Raw genomic sequence first — 18,720 nt, forward strand, 5'->3', positions numbered from 1 at the left:
GGCCATCGCGCGGATCGGGGGCGCCGAGTTCAGCCGGCCCAGATTGCCCCGCCCACCGTCGCCAGATAGAGGCTGGGCAGGGCGATGCCCTCGAAGCCGATGCCGCGCCGGTCGCGCACGACGAGCCCCGCGGCGAGCACCGCCGTGATGAGAATCGTGCCGCCGAGCAGCACGAGACTCGCCGGGCCCACGTTGGCGTAGATGGTGCCCTCCAGGTAGAACGCGTCGGCGACGGCGATCATGAGCGTGTCGAAGACGTTGCCGCCGATGATGCCGCCCACGCCGAGGGTGAGCGCGCCGAGGCGCACGGCCGCGAGCAGCGTGATGAGCTCCGGCAGCGACGAGATCGCCGTCGTCACCGTGAACCCGGTCACCGCGCTCGGCCACCCGGTCGCGGCGATGAGGCCCAGACCCGACTGCCCGATCACCCAGCCGGTCACGCCGACGATGACGGCGAGCACGGCGAGCGTCGTCCACAGCCGTCGCGTCGAGGTCGTGCTGTGGTCTTCCCCGTCGTCGGTGCGGGTGTCGCGCGTCATGCGCGGCGACCACATGGGCGCTTCGCGCATCTGCCGCAGCAGCCGCAGCCCGTAGGCGTAGAACAGCGGAATGGCGAGCGTCGCCGGGTGGAACCACCCGATCGCGAGGTCGGGCGTCGCGTAGGCGATGATCGGCAGGGCGAGCAGCCCGACGAGGATGAGCGCCTGCAGCAGGTTGTCGAGCGACGCCGCCGCGTGCTCGAGGTTCGCGCGGCGGTAGACGAGGTCGGCGATGGCGAGCCACACGGTCTGAATCGCGACGCCGCCGATCGGGTTCGCGAGGGCGAATTCGGCGTCACCGCCCAGGGCTCCCGTGATGGTGGTGAGGATGCCCGGCAACGAGGTCACCGCACCGAGGAACAGCGCCCCGGCCACGGCCTCGCCGAGTCCCGTGCGATCGGCCAGCTCGTCGGCCGTCTTCGCCAGGCGCGTGCCGGCGAAGCCGAGCAGCACGACGGAGGCGGCGAGCCCGATGATGCTCGGCAGTAACGGCCAGACGTGCGTCATCGCTCCACTCTGCCAGCGGACGGCGCGGGCCGTCGAGGCGCACACGGGCGGTTCACGGGCTCGTCGCTGGCGACGAGCCCGGCGCGGTTCATGAACTCAGTGCAGGCTCAGTCGTTCGCGGAGGGCCGGCCAGCTGGCGGCGAATCCGGGGTGCAGGGGCAGAGCATCCACGTCGTCGAGGGGAACCCAGCGCACGGCGACGCTCTCCGCGTCGGCGACAAGGGGGGCGAAGAGCCGGTCGACGCGCACCGCGACGGTCGTGTACGACCAGAAGCCGATGTCGTAGACGCTCTCGAACAGGAGGCTGACCTCGTCGGGCGGCACGCCGGCCTCCTCGATGGCTTCGCGCACGGCGGCGTCCTGGGCCGACTCGCCCTGCTTGCGCGCGCCGCCAGGCAGGCCCCACGTGTCGCCGTGATGCGACCAGGCGGCGCGATGCTGCAGCAGGACGCCCGCCTCGAGGTGCCACGCCAGCAGGCCGGCCGCGCCGAAGCGGCCCCAGTACTTCGTGCCGTCGGGGCCCTCGACCCACGCGTCGCCGGGGTCGCGCAGGTGCGGCGGCGGCAGCGGAGGTCGTTCGGTCATGATGCTCTCAGGCTACGCCGCACCCCTGCGAGAGTGCCGCGCGCTCTCCCACGCGAGCCGCGTGGGCGGGTAGACAGCGGCGGTGCGGGGCATGATGGGGGCATGGTCGACGCTCCCCCGCCCGACGCGGCTGTGCCACCGCTCAGCTCGATCGCGCCCCCGCTCAGCGCGATCGCGCCCCCACTGCCGGGCCGCGCGATCATCCGCCAGCGCTGGAGCGACTTCGTGTTCCTCCACTGGCGCGTCGACCCGCAGCTCGTCGCGCCCATGCTGCCGCCCGGCACGCGGCCCGACGTGCACGACGGCAGCGCGTGGGTGGGGCTCATCCCGTTCGTGCTGAGCGACCACGCTTTCCTGCCGCTGCCGCCCGTACCCGGTGCGGGCACGTTCATCGAGATCAACGTGCGCACCTACTCGGTCGACGAGCGCGGTCAGCGCGGGGTGGTCTTCCGCTCGCTTGACGCCGAACGGTTGCCCTCCGTCCTCGCCGCGCAGGCACTGTTCGGCCTGCCGTACCGCTGGACCCAGGCCGGGATGCGCCTCACCGCCGACACCCTCGAGTACCGCGCGCGACGACGCACCGGCGCCCGACCGTGCACCCGCATTCACGCTCGCCCCGGCGCCGCCCCGGTCGACACGCCGCTCAGCCGCTTCCTCACCGCGCGCTGGGGGTTCCACGAGCGGCACCTGGGGCGCACGATCTTCGCGCGCAACACGCACGAGCCGTGGCCGCTCGTCGACGCCGAGCTGCTGCACCTCGACGACGAGCTGCTCGCGGCCGCCGGATTCCCCGACCTCGCGGAGCGCCCGCCCGACTCGGTGCTCGCGACCCCGCTGCGGCACCCCGGCGTCACGACCGAGTTCGCGGCGCCCACGCGCGTCGCGTAGCAGCGGCGGGTCCCCGAGGCGGTCCCCGCCCGCTTCCACAACTTCGGAGTGGAAGCAGCCCCGCCGACAGCCTCCGAGCGCCACTCCGAAGTTGTGGAAGGGCCGCCGGGGGAAAATCGGCTACCGACGGCGCGGCTACTCGTGGCGGAAGGCGCCCGCGATCGTCGGCGCCACGTCGGGCACGCTCACGACCGTGATCGGGTCGCCCGCGCGCACGACGCCCTTGCGCACGACGCGCGCGTACGCCCCGAGCCGTCGAGCGTCGGCGAAGCGCTTGACCCAGCCCCGAGCATCCTCGCCGCCGACCCAGCGGGCGAACGTCTGGCACGGCGTGCGCGGCATCGTCAGCTCGAGCTCCACCGCGTCGGACCCCTCGCCGATGCGCCACCGCTCCCCCACGCGCGCGGCGTTGACGTCGAGGCCCTCGACGCGCAGGTTCTCGCCGAACCAGCCGGGGTGCAGCTCGCGGCCCAGCTCGGCCTGCCAGAAGTCGGCATCCGACTGGCTGTAGAGGTACACGGCCTTGTCGTGACCGCCGTGGTGCTTGCGATCGACCTGCACGTCACCGCGCAGCCCGAACTCGCCGACCTTGACCGGCTCGGCGGTCGCGCGCTTGTCGATCGCCGTCACGCCGTCGGGGCCGCCGTAGTCGGGGATGAGCTGGTGGACGACGCACACGGCGGAGACCGAAGCATGAGGGGGCATGCTGTCAGCCTAGAACGCAAGCGGACACTCGCGAAGAACCACCTACTTGCGCTGGCGCTTTTCCCGAACTCGCATGTTCACCTGGATGGGGGTTCCCTCGAAGCCCCAGACCTCGCGCAGGCGCCGCGTGATGAAACGGCGGTACTGCGGGTCGAGGAACCCGGTCGTGAACAGCACGAACGTCGGCGGGCGCGTCGACGCCTGCGTCGCGAACAGGATGCGCGGCTGCTTGCCCCCGCGCACCGGGTGAGGATGCTCCGCCGTGAGCTCGCTGATGAACGCGTTGAGCTTTCCGGTCGGAATACGCGTATCCCACGACTCGAGCGCGAGCTCCAGGCCGGGTACGAGCTTCTCCAAGTGGCGTCCCGTGCGCGCCGACATGTTGATGCGCGGCGCCCACGCGACGTGCGCGAGATCCTGCTCGATCTCGCGCTCCAGGTAGCGGCGGCGCTCGTCGTCGAGCAGATCCCACTTGTTGAACGCCAGCACGAGGGCGCGCCCCGACTCGAGCACGAGGTCGATGATGCGCACATCCTGCTCGCTCAGCGGCTCCGTCACGTCGAGCAGCACGACCGCGACCTCCGCCTTCTCGAGCGCGGCCGCCGTGCGCAGTGAGGCGTAGAAGTCGGCACCCTGCTGCAGGTGCACGCGGCGGCGGATGCCGGCCGTGTCGACGAAGCGCCAGATGCGCCCGCCGAGCTCCACCTGCTCGTCGATCGGGTCTCGTGTCGTGCCCGCGAGCTCGTTGACGACGACGCGCTCCTCGCGCGCCGCCTTGTTGAGCAGGCTCGACTTGCCCACGTTGGGGCGGCCCAGCAACGCGACGCGGCGGGGCCCGCCGTACTCCTCCTTCGCGACCGCCGACACGCTCGGCAGCACCGTGAGGATGTGGTCGAGCAGGTCGGCGACGCCGCGGCCGTGCAGGGCCGAGACGGGCCACGGCTCGCCGAGACCGAGATTCCACAGCGCGGCGGCCTCCGGCTCCTGGCGCGCATCGTCCACCTTGTTCGCGGCGAGGATGACGGGCTTGTTGGAGCGGCGCAGCATCTTCACGACGAACTCGTCGGTCGCGGTGGCACCCGTGATGGCGTCGACGACGAAGAGCACAGCATCCGCCAGATCGACCGCGACCTCGGCCTGCGCCGCGACCGACGCGTTGATGCCCGAGGCGTCGGGCTCCCACCCGCCCGTGTCGACGAGCGTGAAGCGGCGCGTGTTCCACTCCGCCTTGTACGTCACACGGTCGCGCGTGACGCCCGGAGTGTCCTCCACGACCGCCTCGCGACGGCCGAGGATGCGGTTGACGAGAGCGCTCTTGCCCACGTTCGGGCGGCCGACGATCGCGAGCACCGGCAGGGCCGGCATCGTGATGATGCCGTCCTCCCCGACGGTCGCGCCCTCGAGCAGGTCGAGGTCGTCGTCATCGAGGTCGTAGTCGGCGAGGCCGGCGCGTAGAGCATCCGCGCGCTTCGCGGCGAGATCCTCATCGAGGTCGGCCAGGCGCGCGGCGACCTCGCCTGCCGCCTCGGGCGCGAGCTCGGGGTAGTCATCACCCGCGGAGTCGCGGGCGTCATCGTCACCGGGAGAGCCGGGGGTGGTGTCAGTCATGGGGTCCTTGCATGCACGATGTCGAGGAGCGCCAGCACCGTCTGCTCGAAGTCGAGGTCGGTGGAGTCGAGAGTGGTGACGCCCTCAGCGGCATTCATGAAATCCACCACGCGGGAATCCTGGGCATCCCGCGAGGCCAGCTGCTGCGCGGTCGCCTCGGCCGACACGGCGCTCAGCTCCGCCGACCTTCTCGCCATTCTAGCCTCCGCACTGGCGGTCAGCAGTACGCGCACCGGCGCATCGGGCGCGACGACCGTCGTGATGTCGCGGCCCTCGACGATCACGCCGTCCTTGGGGTTCTCCGCCATGAGCCGACGGAACAGGTCGTTGAGCCCCACGCGCACCTCGGGCACGCGCGCGATGTGGCTCACGACGGCGCTCACGCGCGGCTCGCGGATGTCGCGCGTGATCTCCTCGCCGCCCACGCGCACGAAGTAGTGCTGGGGGTCCATCCCGATCGAGTAGTCGAAGTCGGCGAGACGAGCGACCACGGCATCAGCATCCTCGGTGTCGACGCCCTCATCGAGGCAGTGCCAGGCGAGCGCGCGGTAGGCGGCACCGGTGTCGAGGTACGCCCATCCGAGGCGCAGGGCGGCCTCCTTGCTCACACTCGACTTGCCGCTGCCGGCGGGGCCGTCGACGGCCACGATGATGTCGCTCATGGGGTTCCTCTCGTCGGATTCGTGGCGAGGCGCGCCCGCGCAGGAATGGTCGGGGCAGCTCAGCTCGCGCCGGCAATGCGCCAGCCGCGCGCCTCGAGCTCGGCGATGAGGCGCTCTTCGGCCTCGGGCACGATGGAGATCTCGGCGAAGCCGATGGGCGCGCCGGGCGAGTGCTCGAGCCGCAGGTCTTCCATGTTGACGCCGAGCTCGCCGATCTCGGTGAGCAGGCGCGCCAACTGGCCGGGAGTGTCGTCGACCATGACGATGAGCTGCGCGTACCGGCGGTCCTCGCCGTGCTTGCCGGGGATGCGCGCGACACCCGCGTTGCCCGCGCCGAGCAGGTCGGCGAGCGCTCGACGCGAGCCGCTGGCATTCGGGTGCTCGAGCGCGCTGATCGCTTCGTCGAGGTCGTCGCGCAGCGAACGCAGGATGCCCGCCACGGGCCCCGCATTCGCCCCGAGTATCTGCACCCACAGCCCGGGGTCGCTCGAGGCGATGCGCGTCACGTCGCGCACTCCCTGCCCGGCGAGGTCGACGGCGGCGTTGCTCGCGCCGCGCAGCCGCGCCGCCATCGCGGTCGCGACGAGCTGCGGCACGTGGCTGATGAGCGCCACGGCGCGATCGTGCTCCTCGACGCTGAGCTCGATCGGCACGGCGCCCACGTCGAGGATGAGGTCTTCGATCGCTCCTGCCGCGCGGTAACTGATGCCGTCGTGGCCGGCGAGCACCCACGGCCGCCCCACGAAGAGGTCGGCGCGCGCCGAGATCGGCCCGCCGCGCTCGCGCCCCGCCATCGGGTGCGTGCCGAGATAGCGGCTCACGTCAGCGCCGATGGCGCGCAGCTCGGCGAGCACGCTGCCCTTGACGCTCGCGACATCCGTGACGAGGGCCTCGGGATGCGCCTCCAGCTCGGCGGCCACCGTCGACGCGGTGACGTCGGGCGGCACGGCGACGACGACGAGCGCGGGGCGGTCGCCCGCCGACGCGGGGCGGCCGGCGCCGTAGTCGACGGCGAGGCGCACGGCCGTCGGCGACAGGTCGGCCAGGGCGACGTCGACGCCCTTCGCGGTGAGCGCGAGCCCGATGCTCGTGCCGAGCAGTCCAGCCCCGACGATGCGCACGTCGCCCTGCAGGCGGCGGTCGTGCGCGCCGGGCTGCCGTGGGCGTGGCTCGGTCATCGGGGGGCTCCGGGGTTCGTGTCGAGAGTGTCGGGGTCGTCGACGGTCGCGCGAGCTTCGGCGGCGGCGGCATCCGTCGCATCCGACCCGCTGCGGGCTGCGCGACTCAGGGTCAGCAGCGCGCCGCGCTCCACCTTAGTGAGGTCGCGCACCTCCCCCGCCGCGAGCGTGCCGAGGTGCAACGGGCCGAAGGAGCGGCGCACGAGCTCGACGACGGGGTGGTCGACGGCGGCGAGCATGCGGCGCACGATGCGGTTGCGGCCGGAGTGCAGCGTGAGCTCGACCATGCTGTACCCGCCCACGGGCTTGCCGAGCAGCCGGGCCGCGTCGGCCGCGATGGGGCCGTCGTCGAGCTCGACGCCCTCCTTGAGGCGACGCAGCACGGGCGCGGTGACGCTGCCGCGCACCTTGGCGATGTAGGTCTTCTCGACGCCGAAGCGCGGGTGGGCGAGCACGTTGGCGAGCTCGCCGTCGTTGGTGAGCAGCAGCAGTCCGCTCGTCTCGGCGTCGAGCCGGCCCACGTTGTAGAGGCGCTCGTCGTAGCGGTCGGTGTAGCGGCGCAGGTCGGGGCGGCCGCTCTCGTCCTTCATGGTGCTCACGACGCCCGTCGGCTTGTTGAGCATGACGTACCGCTTCGTGGTGTCGAGCTGAATGGCCACGCCGTCGAGCGCGACCTCGTCGACCGCAGGGTCGACGCGGCGCCCCGGCTCGACGACGGGCTCGCCGTTGACGGTCACCCGGCCCTGCGCGATGTAGTCCTCGCACACCCGGCGGGAGGCGACACCGGCGGCCGCCATGACCTTCTGGAGGCGCTCCCCCGCAGGCTGGTCAGCGCTGTATCCGTCAGCGGACATCGTCGAACCCCGCGCTCCCGTCGTCGAGCAGCGGTGAGATCTGGGGCAGCTCGTCGAGCGAGTTGATGCCGAGCTGCGTGAGCAGCAGGTCGGTCGTCGCGTAGTGGATGGCGCCCGTCTCGCTGTCGGTGAAGGCTTCCGTGATGAGCCCGCGCCCGAGGAGCGTGCGCACGACCGAGTCGACGTTGACGGCGCGGATCGACGCGATCGACCCGCGGCTGATCGGCTGCTTGTAGGCGATGACGGCGAGCGTCTCGAGGGCGGCCTGCGAGAGCTTCGACGGGTTCTGCGTCTGCACGTAGTCGCGCACGACGTCGTCGTACTCGCCGCGTACGTAGATGCGCCAGCCGCCGCCGACCTCGCGCAGCTCGAGGCCGCGCCGCGTGCCCGGCGTGCCGTCCTCGCTCGCCTCGCCGTCGTAGTCGGCGACGAGCGCGGCGATCGCGGCCCGCACGACCCCGACGGGCCGACCGAGGGCGCTCGCGAGGCCGATGAGGCTCTGCGGCTCGTCGACGATCATGAGGATCGCCTCGAGGGCGCGCTCCACCTCGATGTGGTCCGGGATGCCCGGGGCCGGGGTCTCGTCAGGCACCGTCTCCTCGGCGCCGTCCGGCGCGCTCGCGGCCGTCGTGCCCTCGGTCACGTCAGCGTCACTGGCCATAGTCGGCCCCCAGGTTCACGAGGTTCTCGTCGCTCCAGTTCTCGGCCGTCCACCGCACGGTGAGCTCGCCGAGGGGCTCGAGCTGCTCGAAGCCGACGGCCGAGTGCCGGTACAGCTCGAGCAGGGCGAGGAAGCGCGCGACGATGACGCCCTTGCCCTCGGCCCCCGCGATGAGCTGGCGGAACGACACGGGGTCGCCGCGCCGCAGGAGGGCGACGACGTGCGCCGCCTGCTCGCGCACCGAGATGAGCGGAGCGTGCAGGTGGTCGAGGCCGACGAGGGGGATCTCGCGCGGCGTGAGGGCGAGCAGGGCGAGCGCCGCGAAGTCGTCGAGGCTGAGAGTCCACTGCAGCTCGGGCGTGCGCTGCCGGTACTGGTCCTCGAGCCGCACGGAGCGCACGTGGCGGCGGCTCTCCGCCTCGAGCCGCTCGGCGAACCACGCGCTCGCCTCCTTGAAGGCGCGGTACTGCAGCAGTCGGGCGAAGAGCAGGTCGCGCGCTTCGAGCAGCGCGACGTCCTCCGCGTCGACGAGCTCGCCCTGCGGCAGCAGGCTCGCGATCTTGAGGTCGAGCAGCGTCACGGCGATGACGAGGAACTCGCTCGCCTCGTCGAGGTGGTCCTCCGCCTCGAGGGCGCGCAGGTAGGCGAGAAACTCGTCCGTCACGGCACTGAGGCTGAGCTCGGTGATGTCGCGCTCGCGCTTGGTGATGAGGCTCAGCAGCAGGTCGAACGGGCCGTCGAAGTCGTCGAGCGTGACGCGGAACCCGCGCGGAGCATCCTCGACAGAAGCCTCTGCCGCCGCGACGGCGCCCGCCTGCGCAGCCAACCCCGCGACGGTCGGCTCAGGCGACCTGGCCACGGGCGATCAGCTCTCGAGCCAGCTGGCGGTAGGCGGCGGCGGCCGGGTGGTCGGGGGCGAAGCTCGTGATGGGGGCGCCGGCGACGGTCGCGTCGGGGAACTTCACGGTGCGGCCGATGACGGTCTCGAGCACCTTCTCGCCGAACACCTCGACGACGCGCTCGAGCACCTCGCGGCTGTGCAGGGTGCGCGCGTCGTACATGGTGGCGAGGATGCCGTCGAGCTGCACGGCCGGGTTGAGGCGGTCGCGCACCTTGTCGATCGTCTCCACGAGCAGGGCGACGCCGCGCAGCGCGAAGTACTCGCACTCGAGCGGGATGAGCACGCCGTGCGCCGCCGTGAGGGCGTTGACGGTGAGGAGGCCGAGGCTCGGCTGGCAGTCGATGAGGATGACGTCGTAGTCGTCGACGACGGGGGCGAGCACGCGGGCGAGGATCTGCTCGCGCGCCACCTCGTTGACGAGGTGCACTTCGGCGGCGCTCAGGTCGATGTTGGCCGGGATGAGGTCGAGGCCCTTGGTCTTGGTCGCCTGGACGGCCTTGCGGGCGTCCTTCTCTTTGCCGAGCAGCAGGTCGTAGATGGTGACGACGTCGTGGCTGGGCATGCCGAGGCCCGCCGAGAGGGCGCCCTGCGGGTCGAAGTCGATGACGAGCGTGCGGCGGCCGTAGTCGGCGAGCGCCGCGCCGAGGCTGATCGTGGTCGTCGTCTTGCCGACGCCGCCCTTCTGGTTGCACAGAGCGATGATGCGCGCGGGGCCGTGGCCGCTGAGCGGCGGGGGCTCGGGCCATTCGCGCAGCGCGCGGCCGGTCGGGCCCTGCACCATGTCGTCGAAGCCCGGCAGTGCCGACTCGTCTGACCTCTCCCCACTCATAGCGCCCCAGTCTAGTGACCGCGGGCGGTGCTGCTGGGCGGCGCTCCGCACGACGGCCGCGCGACTACAGCGCGCGCGGGTGCGCCGTCGCCCACGCCTCGCGCACGGCGTCCGCCGTCACGAGTGTGTACAGCTGCGTCGTCGCGACGGAGGCGTGCCCGAGCAGCTCCTGCACGACGCGCACGTCGGCGCCGCCCTCCAGCAGGTGGGTCGCGAAAGAGTGCCGCAGGGTGTGCGGCGACAATTCGGCAGTCAGGGATGCCCGCGCCGCAGCATCCCGGATCACCAACCACACGCTCTGCCGCGACAGCGCCGCCCCGCGCGCCCCCAGGAACAGCGCCGGCGTCGAGCCGCCCTGCCGCGCGAGCAGCGGCCGCGCGCGCACGAGGTACGCCTCGAGGGCCTCGCGCGCGTAGCGACCCAGGGGCACGAGGCGCTGCTTGCGCCCCTTGCCGAACAGCCGCACCGCCTCCGCCACGGCGCCGTCGTCGCCGAGCACGTCGTCCACCGCGAGGTCAACCGCCTCGCTCACGCGCGCCCCCGTCGCGTACAGCAGCTCGAGCAGGGCGCGGTCGCGCAGCCGCAACGGGTCGTCGCCCGCGCACGCCTCCAGCAGGCGCTCCACCTCGTCGATGCTGATCGCCTTCGGCAGGCGGCGCGGCTGCTTCGGCGGGCGCTGCTCGGCCGACACGTGGCGGTCGGCCAGACCCTCCTCGACGAGGAAGCGGTGCCAGCCGCGCACGCTCGACAGCATGCGCGCCGCCGTGGACGGCGCCACCCCCGGCGAACCGTCGGCTGGCGCGCGGACGGCCGCGACGAACGCCGACACATCGGCCTCGCCGATGCTCCCCGGCTCGTCGATCCCTCGCGCGCGCAGATGCTCGGCGTAGCGCGCCAGATCGCGCCGGTACGCCGAGACCGTGTGCGGCGAGCGCCCGCGCTCGAGCGCGACGTGGCGCACGTACCGCTCGACGGCGCGCTCGATGGCCGACGCTACCCGCGGGGAGGCTGTTGCGTCACCCCGGTCGCCCGGCTCCGCGCGCGGCGCGTCGCCGCCCGGCGTCGGGGTGTCGCTCGCAGCACCGGGGCGGGGCGACACGACTACTCCCGCGTGCGGCGCGCGTGCTCGGCGAGGATCGCCGCGAGGAAGATGCCGTTGTGCACGCGCCCGGCGAGCGCCGCATCGACCGCCTCGGCGAGCGGCACCCAGCGCGGCACGATGTCGGCCTCCTCCGCCTCGCGCTCGAAGACCTCGTCCGTCGCCGAGAGCTCCGTCGCGCGGAAGACGTGGATGACCTCGTCCGACCCGCCCGGCGAGGTGTGCAGAGTGATGAGCGGCTCCCACGCGGCCGCCACGAGGTCGGCCTCCTCGGCGAGCTCGCGCTGCGCGGCCTCGAGCGGCGGCTCCCCCTCGACGTCAAGCAGGCCCGCCGGCAGCTCCCAGTTGCGCATCTGGATGGGGTGCCGGTACTGCTGGATCGTCAGCACGCGGTCCGACTCGTCGATCACGAGAACGGCGACGGCCCCGGGATGCTCCATGAACTCCCGCGTGAGGGTCACGTCTCCGTACGCGAATTCCTCACGACGGATGTCCCACACGACCCCGTCGAAGGCGACATCGCTGCGCAGCACCTCGACGCTGCGCGCCTCGTCTCGGAGCTCTCGGGCACCCTCGCCCTGAGCATCCACGACCACTGCATCGACCGCCGCATCGTCACCCGCAGCGCCGGCGCTCACGCGGCCGAACCCGCCTCGTCGTCGAACAGGCGCGAGGCCTTCTGGCGCGCGATCGCCGCGTCGATGAGCCCGCGGAACAGCGGGTGCGCCGCCGTCGGCCGCGACCGCAGCTCGGGGTGCGCCTGCGTCGCCACGTAGAACGGGTGCACCTCGCGCGGCAGCTCCACGTACTCGACGAGCGAGCCGTCGGGGCTCGTGCCCGAGAACGTCAGACCTGCGGCGGCGATCTGCTCGCGGTAGGCGTTGTTGACCTCGTAGCGGTGGCGGTGGCGCTCGTGCGAAACTTGCGAGCCGTACAGCTCGGCGACGATCGAGCCGGAGGTGAGCGCCGCCTCGTACAGCCCGAGGCGCATCGTGCCGCCCATGTCGCCGGCCGCGATGATGTCGACCTGCTCGGCCATCGTCGCGATCACCGGGTACTCGGTGTCGGGGTCGAACTCGCTGCTGGAGGCGCCCGGCAGGCCCGCGACGTTGCGCGCGTACTCGACGACCATGCACTGCAGGCCGAGGCACAGGCCGAGCACGGGAATCTCGTTCTCGCGCGCGAACCGGAGAGCCCCGAGCTTGCCCTCGATGCCGCGCACACCGAAGCCGCCGGGAACGCACATGCCGTCGAGCTCTGACAGGTGGCGTGCGGCGCCCTCGGGCGTCTCGCACTCGTCGGAGGGGATCCAGCGGATCGCGACCTTCGCCTGGTGCGCGAAGCCGCCCGCCCGCAGGGCCTCGGTGACGGAGAGGTAGGCGTCGGGCAGATCGATGTACTTGCCGACGAGTCCGATCGTGACCTCGCGCTTGGGCTCGTGCACCGCCGTGAGCAAATCCTTCCAGCCGTCCCACACGACGTCGCCGGCGACGAGGTCGAGCTGGTCCATGATGTAGGCGTCGAGGCCCTGGCTGTGCAGCATCGAGGGGATGTCGTAGATGGAGGGCACGTCGACGGCGTTGACGACGGCCGCCTCCTCGACGTCGCACATGAGCGCGATCTTGCGGCGGTTGCCGCTCGAGACGGGCCGGTCGCTGCGCAGCACGAGGGCGTCGGGCTGGATGCCGATCGAGCGAAGCATCGCGACGGAGTGCTGCGTGGGCTTCGTCTTCTGCTCGCCGCTCGCGTTCATGAACGGCACGAGCGAGACGTGCACGAAGAAGACGTTCTTGCGGCCGAGCTCGTGGCGCACCTGCCGGGCCGACTCGATGAACGGCTGCGACTCGATATCGCCGACGGTGCCGCCGATCTCGGTGATGATGACGTCCGGCTTCGGGTCGTCCTGCGCCTGCAGGCGCATGCGGCGCTTGATCTCGTCGGTGATGTGCGGAATGACCTGCACCGTGTCGCCGAGGTACTCGCCGCGGCGCTCCTTCGCGATGACCTCCGAGTAGATCTGCCCGGTCGTGACGTTCGCCGCCTGGCTGAGGTTGAGGTCGAGAAACCGCTCGTAGTGCCCGATGTCGAGGTCGGTCTCGGCCCCGTCGTCGGTCACGAAGACCTCGCCGTGCTGGAAGGGGTTCATCGTGCCGGGGTCGACGTTGAGGTACGGGTCGAGCTTCTGCATGACGACGCGCAGGCCCCGCGCGGTGAGCAGGTTGCCGAGAGACGCGGCGGTGAGGCCCTTGCCCAGGGATGAGACGACACCCCCGGTCACGAAGATGTGCTTCGTGACGTGCTCGAAGTCTCGCCCGTCAGAACCTGTCTCAGAAGTGTCCGCCACGGGGTTTCATCGTATCCGACTTGCGGGCCGGCGGCTCCCGACGCGCGCACCGCTCTCCTCGGAACCCTCTCGGGCCCTCCCCCGGAGAGGGGATTCTGCGCTCGGCATCGGTGCGGCATCATCGAGGGTGAGTCTGGTGCTGCGGTCTGCGAGAACGGCCTGCCCTCGTCACTCGACGCACCACCGGGAGGGAGCCGCATGACGCTCACCCACGGCACGGCGCCGCGCACCGCCCAGCGGTCGCGGCCACCCTTCTCGACCCCCGACGGCGGCTTCACGCTCATCGAGCTCCTCGTCGTGGTGATCATCGTGGGCATCCTCGCCGCCATTGCCGTCCCGATCTTCATCGGCCAGCAGAATCTGGCGCACAATGCGGTCGCGACGAGCGACCTGGTGAACATTCGCACGGCCCTCGTCGCCTACTCGGTGGAGCACGAGGGCAGCTACACGAGCGACGCGGACGACCTCGCCGACTACGGCTTCGCCACCTCGACGATCGCCGCGCCCGTCATCACGATCGCCGCCGGTCGCTTCTGCATCGACGCGACGTCTGACTCGTCGGCGACGTTCTTCGTCACGGACGACGCCCCCGTCCAGTCGGGCACGTGCGCGACGAGCGGAGACCCCGACTTCACGTCGTGATGCAGAGTGAGAGCGAGCGTACGCTGGGCGCATGATGCGCAGGCACTCGCTCACCGCCTCCGCGACACTGCTGGGGGTGCTGTTGATGGCGGGATGCTCGGGCTCGGGCGGCACACCCACGTCTGTCGCTCTCTCCGAGGCGCAGGGCCTACCGCCCGACGCCCCCGTGAGCGAGCCGTGGAACGACCCCGACTGGAGGGGTGAGCCGCTCGCGTGGGTCTCCGACGAGGGCGAGACGCTCACGGTCGTGACCTTCGGCAGCTCGTCCTGCCCCTTCATCGCCGTGCGCATCGAGATGCTCACCGCGAGGCAGCTCGCGATCGACTTCGAGAAGGGGCCAGCCGAAGCGTGCACCGACGATCTGGCGCCCCGCACGCACGTGTTCGCCGTACCCGAGGGTGTCGACGCCGCCTCGGCGGGCCTCGAGGTGGAGGTCTCGCTCGCGGATACCGCATTCGGGCCGGCCGAGCCCACGGTGGAGAGTGTGCCGATCCTGCCGCTGGGGAGCGCGGCTCCTGACGAGCCGGCCGAGGAGCCCGTCGACTCGATCGCCCTCGAGGTCATCCGCGGCACTCCCGCTGACATCGAGCTCGATGATGAAGACCTCGCGAGCGGCGATCCGCTCGCGTTCTGGGGCGAAGCCCGCGAGACGATCCGCGTCGTGACGTGGGGCAGTTCGGGCTGCCCGCCGATCGCCCGCAGCTTGCAGCCCGCCGAGACGGGCGTCGTCGTGCTCGACTTCGCGCCGAACCCTGCCGAGTTCTGCACGGCCGACTTCGCGCCCACGACGCACGTGCTCGCCACGCCCGAGGGAATCACCACGGACGGCGTCGACACCGATGACCTCGCGCTCACCGTCACGATCGAGGAGCGCGACGGCACGGTGGCCGAGTACCGCGTACCGATCCGCGGCTGAGCGCGCAGAATCGGGGCGGCACGAGAGAGGCAGCAGTGCCCGGCCCGCGTCTCCTAGCCGACGAGCTCGCGCGCCGTCTCGAGCAGCTCGCGCGCGTGCGTGAGACCCGTCTCGCTGTCCGGCAGGCCGCTCAGCAGCCGTGCCATCTCGGCGACGCGCTCCTCGCCGCCGAGCTGCTGCACGCTCGACGCTGTGACGGTGCCCGCACTGTCTTTGACGACGCGCAGGTGGTTGGTGGCGAAGGCCGCCACTTGAGCGAGGTGAGTGACGACGATGACCTGCGAGCTCTGGGCGAGGCGTGCGAGGCGCCGCCCGATCTCGATCGCACTGGAGCCGCCGACGCCCGCGTCGACCTCGTCGAAGATGAACGTCGGCACGGGGTCAGTCGCGGCGATGACGACTTCGAGCGCGAGCATGACGCGCGACAGCTCTCCCCCGGAGGCACCGCGCCCGAGGGGTCGCGGTTCGGCTCCGGGATGCGGCTGCAGCAGAATCGCCACCTGGTCGCGCCCGCTCAGCGTGTACTCCTCGCGCGTCGTGACGTCGACCGTGATGCGGGCTCCGCTCATCGCGAGGGCCGCGAGCTCGCCCGTCACGCGCTCGGAGAGCCGGATACCGGCGGTGCGGCGCAGGTCGCTGAGCCGATCGGCGAGCTCGCTCACGCGCGCGCGGTCGGCGTCGACCTCGAGTCGCAGGGCGTCGATGCGGTCGCTGTCCTGGTCGAGCTCGAGCAAGCGGCTGCTGCCGGAGTCGAGGTAGTCGATGACCTCGTCGAGGCTCGGCCCGTACTTGCGCATGAGGTTCGCGAGTTCCGCGCGACGCTCCTGCACCGTCTCGAGCTCGCGCCCGCCGTCGGTGTCGAGCGAGGCGAGGTAGCTCGCGAGCTGCGTCGCGAGCTCGCCGACGACGAAGCCAGCGTTGGCGATCGACTCGGCGATGGGCTCGAGTGCCGGGTCATGACCCGAGACGCGGTCGATCGTGCGGCGAGCCGTCTCGAGCAGGGCGACGGCGTCGCGCGCCTCGTCGAGGCTCTCCGAGGAGATGAGCTCGTGCGCCTGCGCGGCGGCGAGCCGCAGGTCCTCCACGTTGGTGAGGCGCTCGGCGCGAGCGGTGAGCTCGTCGTCCTCGCCACGGCGCGGCGCGGCCTCCTCGATCTCCGTCATCGCGGCGCGCAGATCCTCCGCCTCACGAGCGCGGCGGTCGCGGTCGGCGACGAGCACGTCGAGCTCGGACTGCGCGTCCATCCAGCGGCGGAAGACCTCCTGGTAGTCGCCGAGCACGTGCGCGAGCTCGGGCCCGGCGAAGCGGTCGAGAGCCTCGCGCTGCGCCGTCGACGACTTGAGCCGCACCTGGTCGCTTTGCCCGTGCACCACGACGAGCTGCTGCCCGATCTCGTTGAGCACGCCCACGGGGGTCGAGCGCCCGCCGACGACGGCGCGCGAGCGGCCCTCCTGCGAGATCGAGCGGCTGAGGATGAGCGCACCTTCGTCGAGGTCTCCCCCGGCATCCCGCACGCGGTCGGCGACAGCGCCGCGCTCGTCGATGCTCCAATGCCCCTCGACGAGGGCCTGACCGCTGCCCGAGCGGATCGCCCCCGTGTCGGCGCGATCGCCGAGCAGGAGGCCGAGGGCGGTGACGACCATGGTCTTGCCGGCGCCCGTCTCGCCCGTGAGAGCCGTGAAGCCGGGCCCGAGGGGAAGCTGTGCCTCGCCGATGACGCCGAGGTGGCGGATGGAGATCTCTTCGATCACGAGTCGCGGGCCTCCTCATCGATGGGGCCCCGCCAGCCGGTGGTCGGCAGGGCGAACTTGTTGACGAGCCGGTCGGTGAATGGGCCCGTGTGCAGGCGCGCGAGGCGCACCGGCGTGGGTGAGCGGCGCGAGATCACGCGCGCACCCGTGGGCAGCTCGAAGGCGCGGCGGCCGTCGCACCACAGCACTCCCGTGCCCTGCGTGCGATCGAGCACCTCGACCGCGAGGGAGGAGTCGGGCCCCACGACGATGGGCCGCGCGAACAGCGCGTGCGCGCTGAGCGGCACGAGCAGCATCGCGTCGAGGCTCGGCCACACGATGGGGCCGCCGGCGGAGAACGCGTAGGCGGTCGAGCCGGTCGGCGTCGACATGACAACGCCGTCGCAGCCGAAGCTCGAGAGCGGTCGGCCATCGACCTCGATGACGACCTCGAGCATCCGCTCGCGGCTCGCCTTCTCGACCGTCGCCTCGTTGAGCGCCCACGTCTCGTAGATGACCTCGCCGCCGAGCTTGACGCGCACGGCGAGCGTCATGCGCTCCTCGACGAGGTAGTCCCGGTCGAGCGCTCGGTCGAGCGCGGCCGTGAGGTCGTCGCGCTCGCTCTCGGCGAGGAAGCCGACGTGCCCGAGGTTCACGCCGAGGAGGGGCGCCGAGCCGCCGCGAGCGAGCTCCGCGGCGCGCAGGATCGTGCCGTCGCCGCCGAGCACGATGACGAGCTCGAGCTCGCCGACGCCGACGTCGCGGCCGAGCACGCGCAGGTCGTCGACCTTCGCGGCAGCCCGCAGCTCCTCCACCGAATCCTCGGCGGCGACCGCGACGAGGCCGGCATCGCGAATGTGGTGCACGGCGCGCACGGCGGCCGCGAGCGACTCGGCGCGGCCGGTGTGGGCGACGACGAGAAGGTGGCGGTCGGCGGTCACGAGGACTCCTGGGTACTGCGGTCTGCGGTGCTGCGGTCAGGGGTGATGCTGCGCTCAGACCCCGCGGGCGTGCGCGAGAGCATCCACGTGCTCCCTCCATTGTGTCGGACTCCGACCGACAGTCGGCCGGAAGACCGCGAGAAACTCCAGATTGCCGTGCACACCCGCCAGTGGGGAGGGAGCGATCGTGTCGGCGGCGAGTCCGACGTCGTGCGCCGCCCACAGCACGCTCATGATCGCTTCCGCGCGCGCGTCGGCATCGCGCACGACCCCTTCGCGGATGCCCTGCCGACCCACCTCGAACTGCGGCTTGATCAGCAGGACGAGCGGCACCGAGGTGCCGACGGTGGCGACGATCGCCGGCAGCACGAGCGTGAGGGAGATGAAGCTCAGGTCGCCCACGACGAGGTCGGGCCGCTCGGCGACGCCGCTCACGGCGGCGAGCCGCTCGGCCGTGAGGGCGCGCGCGTTCTCCCCCTCGACGACGACGACGCGCGCGTCGGCACGCAGCAGCGGGTCGAGCTGACCGTGCCCCACGTCGAGCGCGATCACGCGCCGCGCGCCGCGCTCGAGCAGCACCTGCGTGAATCCCCCGGTCGAGGCGCCGAGGTCGAGCGCGAGGGCTCCCTCGATCTCGAGCGGCCGGCCCTCGCGCGCAGTCGCGTCGAGGGCGGCGACGAGCTTGTGCGCGGCGCGGCTGACGTACCCGTCGTCGGCGTCGATCGTGAGCGCAGCATCCGCCGAGACGGGATGCGCGGGCTTGACCACCGCGCGCCCGTCGACCCGCACGCGACCCTCCTCGATCGCCCCGCGGGCAACGGTGCGGGAGCGCGCGAGCCCGCGCGTCACGAGTGCGACGTCGAGTCGGGAGCTCACGCCGGGCGCATCGGGTCGGCGGCCGGGCCGTCGGTCGCCTCGAGCTCCGTCCTCAGCTCGTCGTGCAGCTGCCGGAACACCGCCGCACGGTCCGCGAGAGGCCGCTCCTCGATGAGGGCGAGGCGCGAGAGAAGGGCCTCGTCAGCCTCCACCACCTGGCTCGACTCATCTGACGTCGAGCCGCCCGAGGTCGGAGCCTCGACGTGTGCCGAGGTCGTCGCCTCCCCCGCAGTCGCGTCGCCGTCGCCGTCCATG

At 72.1% G+C, this 18,720-nt stretch carries 20 protein-coding genes; 3 read left to right on the plus strand and 17 right to left on the minus strand.

Going from position 1 to position 18,720, the window contains the following annotated elements; translation table 11 throughout:
• Positions 1-29: 29 nt before the first annotated feature.
• Both FK219_RS08695 and FK219_RS08700 read right to left on the minus strand, forming a co-directional pair.
• Positions 30-1,046 carry a sodium:calcium antiporter gene (locus FK219_RS08695; protein WP_152583727.1) on the minus strand — a complete coding sequence of 339 codons (1,017 nt, stop codon included), beginning with the start codon at positions 1,044-1,046 and terminating at the stop codon, positions 30-32.
• A gap of 96 nt (positions 1,047-1,142) precedes the next feature.
• A complete protein-coding gene (locus FK219_RS08700; protein ID WP_152583728.1) occupies positions 1,143-1,631 on the minus strand; it encodes an NUDIX hydrolase in 489 nt (162 codons plus the stop codon).
• Between the two features lie 102 nt (positions 1,632-1,733).
• Between FK219_RS08700 and FK219_RS08705 the strand changes: the two genes are divergently transcribed.
• Positions 1,734-2,519: a YqjF family protein gene (locus tag FK219_RS08705; protein ID WP_152583729.1), complete on the plus strand. Its 786-nt coding sequence runs from the start codon at positions 1,734-1,736 to the stop codon at positions 2,517-2,519.
• A 135-nt stretch (positions 2,520-2,654) separates the two neighbouring features.
• Here the strand turns inward: FK219_RS08705 and FK219_RS08710 are convergent, their stop codons facing one another.
• The 11 genes from FK219_RS08710 to FK219_RS08760 form a co-directional block, all read right to left on the minus strand.
• On the minus strand, positions 2,655-3,224 hold the full coding sequence (locus tag FK219_RS08710; protein WP_152583730.1) for an MOSC domain-containing protein: 570 nt from the start codon (positions 3,222-3,224) through the stop codon (positions 2,655-2,657).
• 42 nt (positions 3,225-3,266) lie between these two features.
• Complete coding sequence (der, locus tag FK219_RS08715) at positions 3,267-4,832, minus strand: ribosome biogenesis GTPase Der (RefSeq protein ID WP_152583731.1); 1,566 nt, start codon at positions 4,830-4,832, stop codon at positions 3,267-3,269.
• Entirely contained in the window at positions 4,829-5,494 is a 666-nt protein-coding gene (cmk, locus tag FK219_RS08720; protein ID WP_152583732.1) for a (d)CMP kinase, read from the minus strand. Before cmk ends, der begins: the two co-directional genes overlap by 4 nt.
• A gap of 59 nt (positions 5,495-5,553) precedes the next feature.
• Positions 5,554-6,672 (minus strand): prephenate dehydrogenase, encoded by a 1,119-nt coding sequence (locus tag FK219_RS08725; RefSeq protein WP_152583733.1) that lies wholly within the window; start codon positions 6,670-6,672, stop codon positions 5,554-5,556.
• The gene (locus tag FK219_RS08730) at positions 6,669-7,526 is read right to left on the minus strand and encodes a pseudouridine synthase (RefSeq protein WP_152583734.1); all 858 of its coding nucleotides are present in this window, start codon (positions 7,524-7,526) and stop codon (positions 6,669-6,671) included. The genes FK219_RS08725 and FK219_RS08730 overlap by 4 nt, the downstream gene beginning before the upstream one ends.
• Positions 7,516-8,187 carry an SMC-Scp complex subunit ScpB gene (gene scpB / locus FK219_RS08735; RefSeq protein ID WP_152583735.1) on the minus strand — a complete coding sequence of 224 codons (672 nt, stop codon included), beginning with the start codon at positions 8,185-8,187 and terminating at the stop codon, positions 7,516-7,518. The genes FK219_RS08730 and scpB overlap by 11 nt, the downstream gene beginning before the upstream one ends.
• Positions 8,177-9,013, minus strand: coding sequence for a segregation and condensation protein A (locus FK219_RS08740; RefSeq protein ID WP_152583761.1), 837 nt, complete (start codon positions 9,011-9,013; stop codon positions 8,177-8,179). The genes scpB and FK219_RS08740 overlap by 11 nt, the downstream gene beginning before the upstream one ends.
• Before the next feature lie 16 nt (positions 9,014-9,029).
• On the minus strand, positions 9,030-9,917 hold the full coding sequence (locus FK219_RS08745) for a ParA family protein (RefSeq protein WP_152583736.1): 888 nt from the start codon (positions 9,915-9,917) through the stop codon (positions 9,030-9,032).
• Positions 9,918-9,981: 64 nt separating this feature from the next.
• Positions 9,982-11,016 (minus strand): site-specific tyrosine recombinase XerD, encoded by a 1,035-nt coding sequence (gene xerD, locus FK219_RS08750; protein WP_407941901.1) that lies wholly within the window; start codon positions 11,014-11,016, stop codon positions 9,982-9,984.
• Between the two features lie 2 nt (positions 11,017-11,018).
• Positions 11,019-11,654, minus strand: a complete 636-nt coding sequence (locus FK219_RS08755) for an NUDIX hydrolase (protein ID WP_328821657.1) — start codon at positions 11,652-11,654, stop codon at positions 11,019-11,021.
• Positions 11,651-13,360 (minus strand): CTP synthase, encoded by a 1,710-nt coding sequence (locus FK219_RS08760; RefSeq protein ID WP_152583737.1) that lies wholly within the window; start codon positions 13,358-13,360, stop codon positions 11,651-11,653. Before FK219_RS08760 ends, FK219_RS08755 begins: the two co-directional genes overlap by 4 nt.
• Before the next feature lie 198 nt (positions 13,361-13,558).
• Here FK219_RS08760 and FK219_RS13455 point away from each other — a divergent pair, with 198 nt between their 5' ends.
• Positions 13,559-14,002, plus strand: a complete 444-nt coding sequence (locus FK219_RS13455) for a type IV pilin protein (protein WP_210416802.1) — start codon at positions 13,559-13,561, stop codon at positions 14,000-14,002.
• 31 nt (positions 14,003-14,033) lie between these two features.
• Positions 14,034-14,918 carry a hypothetical protein gene (locus tag FK219_RS08770; protein ID WP_152583738.1) on the plus strand — a complete coding sequence of 295 codons (885 nt, stop codon included), beginning with the start codon at positions 14,034-14,036 and terminating at the stop codon, positions 14,916-14,918.
• 53 nt (positions 14,919-14,971) lie between these two features.
• On the opposite strand, the gene recN is transcribed toward FK219_RS08770, so the two are convergent.
• Genes recN through FK219_RS08790 form a run of 4 tightly spaced genes read right to left on the minus strand, consistent with a single transcriptional unit; the run spans position 14,972 to position 18,719 of the window.
• Positions 14,972-16,669, minus strand: coding sequence for a DNA repair protein RecN (recN, locus tag FK219_RS08775; RefSeq protein WP_152583739.1), 1,698 nt, complete (start codon positions 16,667-16,669; stop codon positions 14,972-14,974).
• A complete protein-coding gene (locus FK219_RS08780; RefSeq protein WP_152583740.1) occupies positions 16,666-17,589 on the minus strand; it encodes an NAD kinase in 924 nt (307 codons plus the stop codon). The genes recN and FK219_RS08780 overlap by 4 nt, the downstream gene beginning before the upstream one ends.
• Positions 17,590-17,643: 54 nt before the next feature.
• Positions 17,644-18,465 (minus strand): TlyA family RNA methyltransferase, encoded by an 822-nt coding sequence (locus FK219_RS08785; protein WP_152583741.1) that lies wholly within the window; start codon positions 18,463-18,465, stop codon positions 17,644-17,646.
• Positions 18,462-18,719, minus strand: a complete 258-nt coding sequence (locus FK219_RS08790) for a hypothetical protein (RefSeq protein ID WP_152583742.1) — start codon at positions 18,717-18,719, stop codon at positions 18,462-18,464. Before FK219_RS08790 ends, FK219_RS08785 begins: the two co-directional genes overlap by 4 nt.
• Position 18,720 lies beyond the last annotated feature (1 nt).

It is taken from the genome of Microcella pacifica, assembly GCF_009371975.2.
In the GTDB taxonomy this organism is placed as follows: domain Bacteria; phylum Actinomycetota; class Actinomycetes; order Actinomycetales; family Microbacteriaceae; genus Microcella; species Microcella pacifica.

Coding starts and splice junctions, on each gene's coding strand:
- FK219_RS08695 (WP_152583727.1), bottom strand. CDS start 1,046: ATGACGCACGTCTGGCCGTTACTGCCGAGCATCATCGGGCTCGCCGCC.
- FK219_RS08700 (WP_152583728.1), bottom strand. CDS start 1,631: ATGACCGAACGACCTCCGCTGCCGCCGCCGCACCTGCGCGACCCCGGC.
- FK219_RS08705 (WP_152583729.1), top strand. CDS start 1,734: ATGGTCGACGCTCCCCCGCCCGACGCGGCTGTGCCACCGCTCAGCTCG.
- FK219_RS08710 (WP_152583730.1), bottom strand. CDS start 3,224: ATGCCCCCTCATGCTTCGGTCTCCGCCGTGTGCGTCGTCCACCAGCTC.
- der (WP_152583731.1), bottom strand. CDS start 4,832: ATGACTGACACCACCCCCGGCTCTCCCGGTGACGATGACGCCCGCGAC.
- cmk (WP_152583732.1), bottom strand. CDS start 5,494: ATGAGCGACATCATCGTGGCCGTCGACGGCCCCGCCGGCAGCGGCAAG.
- FK219_RS08725 (WP_152583733.1), bottom strand. CDS start 6,672: ATGACCGAGCCACGCCCACGGCAGCCCGGCGCGCACGACCGCCGCCTG.
- FK219_RS08730 (WP_152583734.1), bottom strand. CDS start 7,526: ATGTCCGCTGACGGATACAGCGCTGACCAGCCTGCGGGGGAGCGCCTC.
- scpB (WP_152583735.1), bottom strand. CDS start 8,187: ATGGCCAGTGACGCTGACGTGACCGAGGGCACGACGGCCGCGAGCGCG.
- FK219_RS08745 (WP_152583736.1), bottom strand. CDS start 9,917: ATGAGTGGGGAGAGGTCAGACGAGTCGGCACTGCCGGGCTTCGACGAC.
- FK219_RS13455 (WP_210416802.1), top strand. CDS start 13,559: ATGACGCTCACCCACGGCACGGCGCCGCGCACCGCCCAGCGGTCGCGG.
- FK219_RS08770 (WP_152583738.1), top strand. CDS start 14,034: ATGATGCGCAGGCACTCGCTCACCGCCTCCGCGACACTGCTGGGGGTG.
- FK219_RS08790 (WP_152583742.1), bottom strand. CDS start 18,719: ATGGACGGCGACGGCGACGCGACTGCGGGGGAGGCGACGACCTCGGCA.